Raw genomic sequence first — 7,128 nt, 5'->3', positions numbered from 1 at the left:
GTTGCGTTGCCTCTCGGAATAAACGGCACCCACAGGGTGTTTTATTGGCAGCCTCGGCCTTAATCGGCAGCCGCTACCCCAACGTTGGCCCGGTCTACCCCAATGGCAGCCGCTATCCGGAGACTACCCCGAACGAGACTGTCGCTGCCCCAAAGCAGCCGCCCGCCACTCAAAAAAAACGACACAAAGAACCGCATAAGCCCGATCCTCACCACATACAAGAAATCGGAAACGAATGAACAACAGCAACATCTTCGGCCCACGCGCCGGAGCGCCCCGCAGCAGCGTGGTCATGAACCTCATCATCCTGACCGTCGTCGTCTTTCTGGCCCAGATCCTACTGCCCGAAGGAGTCGGCGGCGAACGCATGATCGACCTCTTCGGACTCCACTTCTGGAAATCGGCCGACTTCCATATCTGGCAACCCCTCACCTACCTCTTTCTCCACGGAGGATTCGACCACCTGTTCTTCAACATGTTCGCCCTCTGGATGTTCGGCCGCGTGCTCGAATACGACATGGGGTCGGGACGATTTCTGGCCTACTACCTGATCTGCGGCGTGGGGGCCGGGCTGTGCAACCTGGGAGTCAACTGGATCGAATACAACCATTTCGTCGGACTCGGCTATGCCGAAACCATGCCCGCCCAATTGCAAGCATGGGCCGACCGCATCGTCACCATCGGCGCCTCGGGAGCCGTGTTCGGCGTGCTGCTCGCCTTCGGCATGTTCCATCCGAACGACCGAATCATGCTCCTCATCCCCCCGATTCCGATGAAAGCCAAGTGGTTCGTCGTCGCATACGGCGTGCTGGAGCTCTTCCTCGGCGTGACCCAGCAGGGGTCGAACATCGCCCACTTCGCACACGTCGGCGGGATGCTCTTCGGCTTCATCCTGCTCCGGATCTGGAAACGAACCGGCAAAATTTATTACTGATACCCCCCCTCTCCCTCCGATGAGCGCCAACCGTTACAACACCGGAAGCAATTACTACTACATCGACCAGAGCCAGCCGAAACGGTGGTGGCGCACCCTGCTCCACCTGCTGCTCGTTCTGGTGACCGTCCTGTTCGCCGGCGCACTCGTGATGGCCTATCTCAGCACCGGCATCAGCCCGGAGCGGAGCTGGATTTTCGCCTTCTTCGGCCTCGGCGCCCCGTTCCTCTTCTTCGGCAACTTTATCCTGTTGCTCGTGTGGATGATCCGGTGGCGGTGGTGGGCGCTGGTGCCGGCCGTCACCCTGCTGATCGGACTCGGACACCTCGGCACCCTCGTCCGCTTCGACTTCCGCAAAGCATACCCGACAGAGAACACGGCCGCACGGCAATCCGCCAAGAAAGATCCCCAGCGGCTCTCGATCCTCACCTACAACGTCCACGGCTTCGCCTACGGACAGACCCGGCACGACGGATACCGGCGGGTGGTGGACAGCGTGGCCGCCTACGTGCAGCGCCTGCAGCCCGACATCGTCTGCTTCCAGGAGTACGAGACGATGAACCGCGACGACGTGCGGCTGATCGACAGCCTCTACCGCGAGTGGCCCTATCGGGCCTACCACTTCGTCTCTGGCGGTGAGGGAGACGTGGGGTACGGCGTGGCGATCTTCAGCCGGATACCGATCCTCAAAGCGAGCGGCACCCTGTTCGAAGGGTCGCGGAACACCATGCTCCGGGCCGACCTGCTCCCGGGGCGCGACACCCTGCGGATTTTCAACAACCACCTCCAGTCCACCCAGGTGGACGAATGGAGCCGCGACCGCGTCGAACGGCTCGACATGCGGGGAGACAAGGAGACCGAACAGTTCGTCCGGAGCCTCGCGGGACGGCTGCGCGACAACTATCGCCGCCGGGCCGTACAGGTCGACACCATCTCGCGGATGATCGGCACGTCGCCCTATCCGGCGATCGTCACGGGCGACTTCAACGACACGCCGGTCTCGTACACCTACCGCAAGATGCGCGGCGGACTGGACGACACCTTCGTCAATGCCGGCAGCGGATTCGCCTACACCTACAACCGGCTCTTCTCGATGCTCCGGATCGACTACATCTTTCACGCCCCGGGGTTCGAGACGCTCGAATACCGCTCCGACGCGCTGCCGTGGTCGGATCACAATCCGGTCTTCGTCCGGATCGGTCTGTCGCCGGCCGACGGGGCGGCCAGACAAAAACAGAAATAATCGTTTTTCTCTTCTTTCATTCACACACCATCATGGAAATAAACGAAATCCAAGCACTTATCGAATCGGCTTGGAGCGACCGCGCTTTGCTCGACCGACCGGAGACCCGACATGCCATCCGGGAGGTGATCGACCGGCTGGACAAGGGCACCCTGCGGTGTGCCGAACCGACCGGAGAGGGCGGGGAGTGGCGGGTGAACGAGTGGGTCAAAAAGGCGGTGATCCTCTACTTCCCGATCCAGAAGATGCGCCGGATGAGCAGCGGCGACATCGAGTTCTTCGACAAGATGGAGACGAAGCAGGATTTCGAATCGCTGGGGGTTCGGGTCGTGCCGAACGGGGTGGCGCGCTACGGCTCCTATCTGGCTCCGGGGGTGATCATGATGCCGTCGTACGTGAACATCGGGGCCTATGTCGATTCGGGCACGATGGTCGACACGTGGGCGACGGTGGGGTCGTGCGCCCAGATCGGCCGGGGGGTGCATTTGTCGGGCGGAGTGGGAATCGGTGGGGTGCTGGAACCGGTGCAGGCCGCTCCGGTGATCGTCGAAGACCACTGCTTCATCGGCTCGCGGTGCATCCTGGTCGAAGGGGCGCACATCGGAACCGAGGCGGTCTTAGGGGCGAACGTGGTCATCACGGGTTCGACGAAGATCATCGACGTGACGGGCAGCGAGCCGGTGGAATACAAGGGATACGTGCCTCCGCGGTCGGTGGTGATCCCGGGTTCCTACACGCGGCACTATCCGGCGGGCGAGTATCAGGTGCCGTGCGCACTGATTATCGGCCAGCGCAAGGCTTCGACGGATCGCAAGACATCGCTGAACGAGGCTTTGCGAGACTTCGGCGTCTCGGCGTAGCGGACGGTTTGTCGGGGTAGAGGCTGCCTCGTTGGTTAAGGTGCCGGCAGTTTGAGGATGCGTTAGCATCCGTCTAAAGTTTTTTCGGTTCCTTTTGTTCACAACCGACGCAGCCAGTGAGCGCAATGCAAACAGAGTTTGTACATTGCCGAGCGGCGAGGAGGAAAACGAGCGGAGCGAAGTTAAAAGGAACAGTTCGAGGCGGACGGAACTGCCCTCGGGCCGGGCGGGCCCCACGTCCCGTGGACGGGAAATGCTTCGCATTTCTGCGGCTGTGTCGGCCCAATCTGCGGGTGGGGTAGAGGCTGCCTGTTAGGGTAGACCCGGCCATTTGTGAGTGCGGCACGCACCGTTTATTCCGAGAGGCAACGCAACTGAAAACCGTGGGCGCGAAAATCCGACGAAGTAGGGTTGAGACCCTGCGTGTAGAAACCCAAATACAGCATCTCGATGTTGTTCGTATTGGGCGTGCCTGACCGACTGAACCCATCGCGTCCGACATTGATCAGATTGCCCGGATTCCTGTAATTTCCCGCGTCGCGGTAGCCCGGGGCGCATATCCTCTCCCCCTTTCGCAAAGAACCCGCGCCCGATACGTCGAAAAACGGTTTTTTGCCCTATCTTTGTGAACCACAAACCGAAACCCCTATGGCCAAGACCGAAGAACAGCAGCCGGGAACCGAGAAAAAATATGTCCTCACCCCTTTGATGAAGCAATACTACTCCATCAAAGACCAGCACCCCGACGCCATTCTCCTTTTCCGCGCCGGCGACTTCTACGAGACCTTCGGCCCCGACGCCATCATCACCAGCAAGATACTCGGCATTACACTCACCAAGCGTGCCAACGGATCCGCCGCCAGCGTCGAACTCGCCGGCTTTCCGTACCACGCCCTGGACGTCTACCTGCCCAAGCTCGTGCGGGCCGGTCAGCGCGTCGCCGTCTGCGAACAGCTCGAAGACCCCAAACAGGCCAAAGGGATCGTGAAACGCGGCGTCACGGAGCTCGTGACCCCCGGTATCACCTTCGACGACAACATCTTGGATCATAAGGAGAATACCTACCTCGCCGCCGTTTCGCTCGGAACTAAGGGGAGGGCAGGGGTCGCCTTCATCGACATCTCCACCGGCGAATTCTACGCCGCCGAAGGAGCCCACGACTACATCGACAAACTCCTGGCCAACCTGATGCCCAAGGAGGTCATTTTCAAAAAAGGCGACGAAAACGACTTCCGGCAGGCCTTCGGCGACCGCTACTACACCTACAAACTCGACGAGTGGGCCTTCAACTACGACAGCAACCGCGAGAAGCTCCTCAAACAGTTCGACACCACCTCCCTGAAAGGCTTCGGCATCGACCTTCTGCCGCTGGCCGTGAGCGCCGCAGGAGCCGTGATCTACTACCTCGAATACACCGAACACAAAGACCTCAGCCATGTGCGGGGGATTTCCAGACTCGATCAGGACAAATACGTCTGGATCGACCGCTTCTCGATCCGCAACCTCGAACTCTTCCACCCGCTGAGCGAGAACGGTACCTCGCTCACCGACGTCATCGATCAGACACTCTCGCCGATGGGAGCGCGGCTCTTGCGGCGGTGGATCTCGCTGCCCCTCAAGGACAAAACCGCGATCGACACCCGTCTGGAGGTGGTCGGCCACCTGATGCGCGACACCAAACTGCGGGACGCTTTGAGCGCCGAGCTGGCCGATATCGGCGACATGGAACGGATTGTCTCGAAACTCGCCGTCGGCCGCGTCAACCCGCGCGAGCTCGTGCAGTTGGCCAAGGGGCTGGCCGCCGCGGAACGTATTCGGACGCTGTGTGCCGAGAGCCCGAACGCCGAAGTGCGGAAATTCGCCGAACGCTTTGCCGACTGCTCCTCGGCGCGGACCGCCGTCGAACAGTGCATCCTGGCCGAGCCGGCCCTGATTCCGGGGCGCGGGCCCGTGATCGCTTACGGCGTGCACGACGAACTCGACCAGCTGCGCGAGATCGCCACCGGCGGGAAAGACTACCTCCTTGCCTTGCAGCAGCGCGAGAGCGAAGCCGTCGGAATCCCGCTCAAAATCAGCTACAACAACGTCTTCGGCTACTACATCGAAGTCCGCAACGCCCACCGCGACAAGGTGCCCGAAGGATGGATCCGGAAACAGACCCTGGTGAATGCCGAACGCTATATCACCGAGGAGCTCAAGGAGTACGAAGAGAAGATTCTGGGGGCAGAGGACAAGATCAACGCCATCGAGGTGCGTCTGTACGGCGAACTCGTGTCGGCTCTCCAGCCGAGCGTGGCGGGGATTCAGGGGAATGCCATGGCCGTGGCCGAACTCGACTGCCTCCAGTCCTTCGCCCACGACGCCATCGAGCACAACTACTGCCGGCCGGAGATTACGGAAGACGACGTGCTGGAGATCAAGGACGGACGCCATCCGGTGATCGAACAGCGGCTCCCGATCGGCGAACCGTACATCCCGAACGACCTCTATCTGGACTCTTCGTCGCAGCAGATCATCATTATCACGGGGCCCAATATGGCCGGTAAATCGGCGCTGTTGCGGCAGACGGCCCTGATTGTTTTGTTGGCTCAGATCGGCTGTTTCGTGCCGGCCTCTTCGGCCCGGATCGGGCTGGTCGACCGGATTTTCACGCGTGTGGGGGCGTCGGACAATATCTCGCAGGGCGAATCGACCTTTATGGTCGAGATGCTGGAGTCGGCCAACATCCTGAACAACATCTCGGGGCGGAGTCTGGTGCTGCTGGACGAGATCGGCCGCGGGACGAGCACCTACGACGGGATTTCGATCGCCTGGGCGATGGTCGAATACCTCCACGAACATCCGGAGGGGCGGGCCAAGACCCTTTTCGCGACCCACTACCACGAGCTGAACGAGATGGAGTCGCGGTTCGAACGCATCCGGAATTTCAACGTCCAGGTGCGGGAGGTGGATCGGCGGGTGATTTTCCTGCGGAAGCTGGTTCCGGGCGGTACGGAGCACTCGTTCGGGATCCATGTGGCGAAGATGGCGGGGATGCCTCCGCGGGTGATCGACCGGGCCAAGACGGTGCTGGAGGATCTGGAACGCCAGCGGCGCAACGGCTCTTCGGCTCATGCGGCGGACGGTGCGGCGGCAGGCGGCACTCCTTCCTTGTCGGCCGATTCTCCGGATACGACCGCCGTGTCGGCAGCGACCGCTCCAGCGTCTGGCAGTGCGTCGGCGGGGGGTGAGAAGTCCATGCAGCTGAGTTTCTTCCAGTTGGACGACCCGGTGTTGAAAGAGATTCGGGATCAGATCAAGGATTTGGATATCAACTCTCTGACTCCCATCGAGGCGCTCAATAAGTTGAACGAGATCAAGAAGTTGAGCGGATTGTAGGGGGAGGGCAGTGCGCGAACAGAGAATTGGGCTGAGTTGAAAAGTAGAAATGCGTAAGCATTTCCCGTCCACGGGACGTGGGGCCCGCGCGGCCCGAGCGCAGTCCCCTCCCGTAGGACAGTCGCCCGCCCGCTTAAAAGGGCATATTCTGTTGGTTGGCACTCGGCCAACCAACAAGAATTGCCGCGGGCGACTGAAATAAGCGTTGACAAGCCCGCGCGCCATGCCTAAGGAGGGAAATCGTCAAAACTCGCTTGCGTGTTTTGACTGGATTTCCCAAGGCGCGCGAACGGAGAACGATGTGAAGAGTTGGGCAGACCCGGCCAATTGCCCACCGCGGGCACGCGGGGCCTGCCCGGCCCGAGGGCAGTTCTATCCTGTTAGGGTAGAGGCGGCCCTGTCGGAGTGCCCGAAGGCACCGCGCGCCACGCCTTAAGAGGGAAATCGTCAAAATGCACTTGTGCGTTTTGACAAGATTTCCCAAAGGCGCGCGAAAAAACAAACCCCGCCCCGGGCTTCCGCGGCGATGGCGAGGGAGCGTTGTGGTACGTCGGCAACTATGGTTTCAGTTGGTCTTCCACCACGAGCAGTATCCGCAGTTTGGACTTGTATTTCTATTCGCAACACTTCTACGCCAGCAACTCGGACAGCCGCGCCTACGGTTTTCAGTTGCGTTGCCTCTCGGAATAAACGGAAAGCCCCGCCCCGGGCTA

The 7,128-nt window shown here is 60.9% G+C and carries 7 protein-coding genes; 6 read left to right on the top strand and 1 reads right to left on the bottom strand.

The window, feature by feature from the left end; genetic code table 11:
- The 4 genes from QZ292_RS08840 to QZ292_RS08825 form a co-directional block, all read left to right on the top strand.
- Positions 1-239, top strand: a 239-nt coding sequence (locus QZ292_RS08840) for a hypothetical protein (protein ID WP_294600664.1), incomplete at its 5' end; no start/stop codon positions are given.
- Positions 236-934, top strand: coding sequence for a rhomboid family intramembrane serine protease (locus QZ292_RS08835; protein ID WP_294600662.1), 699 nt, complete (start codon positions 236-238; stop codon positions 932-934). The genes QZ292_RS08840 and QZ292_RS08835, both read left to right, overlap by 4 nt.
- 19 nt (positions 935-953) lie before the next feature.
- Positions 954-2,177 carry an endonuclease/exonuclease/phosphatase family protein gene (locus QZ292_RS08830; RefSeq protein WP_294600660.1) on the top strand — a complete coding sequence of 408 codons (1,224 nt, stop codon included), beginning with the start codon at positions 954-956 and terminating at the stop codon, positions 2,175-2,177.
- A gap of 32 nt (positions 2,178-2,209) precedes the next feature.
- The gene (locus tag QZ292_RS08825; RefSeq protein WP_294600659.1) at positions 2,210-3,037 is read left to right on the top strand and encodes a 2,3,4,5-tetrahydropyridine-2,6-dicarboxylate N-succinyltransferase; all 828 of its coding nucleotides are present in this window, start codon (positions 2,210-2,212) and stop codon (positions 3,035-3,037) included.
- A gap of 353 nt (positions 3,038-3,390) precedes the next feature.
- On the opposite strand, the gene QZ292_RS08820 is transcribed toward QZ292_RS08825, so the two are convergent.
- Complete coding sequence (locus QZ292_RS08820) at positions 3,391-3,615, bottom strand: hypothetical protein (protein WP_294600657.1); 225 nt, start codon at positions 3,613-3,615, stop codon at positions 3,391-3,393.
- Positions 3,616-3,685: 70 nt separating this feature from the next.
- On the opposite strand from QZ292_RS08820, the gene mutS reads away from it, so the two are divergent.
- Both mutS and QZ292_RS08810 read left to right on the top strand, forming a co-directional pair.
- Complete coding sequence (gene mutS, locus QZ292_RS08815; protein ID WP_294600655.1) at positions 3,686-6,415, top strand: DNA mismatch repair protein MutS; 2,730 nt, start codon at positions 3,686-3,688, stop codon at positions 6,413-6,415.
- A gap of 540 nt (positions 6,416-6,955) precedes the next feature.
- Entirely contained in the window at positions 6,956-7,105 is a 150-nt protein-coding gene (locus QZ292_RS08810) for a hypothetical protein (protein ID WP_294600653.1), read from the top strand.
- Positions 7,106-7,128 lie beyond the last annotated feature (23 nt).

The sequence above is a fragment of the uncultured Rikenella sp. genome (genome assembly GCF_910577125.1).
GTDB lineage: Bacteria > Bacteroidota > Bacteroidia > Bacteroidales > Rikenellaceae > Rikenella.
Note: the sequence above shows the minus strand (reverse complement) of the source record. Positions and strands in the feature narration are given on the sequence as shown.

Coding starts and splice junctions, on each gene's coding strand:
- QZ292_RS08835 (WP_294600662.1), top strand. CDS start 236: ATGAACAACAGCAACATCTTCGGCCCACGCGCCGGAGCGCCCCGCAGC.
- QZ292_RS08830 (WP_294600660.1), top strand. CDS start 954: ATGAGCGCCAACCGTTACAACACCGGAAGCAATTACTACTACATCGAC.
- QZ292_RS08825 (WP_294600659.1), top strand. CDS start 2,210: ATGGAAATAAACGAAATCCAAGCACTTATCGAATCGGCTTGGAGCGAC.
- mutS (WP_294600655.1), top strand. CDS start 3,686: ATGGCCAAGACCGAAGAACAGCAGCCGGGAACCGAGAAAAAATATGTC.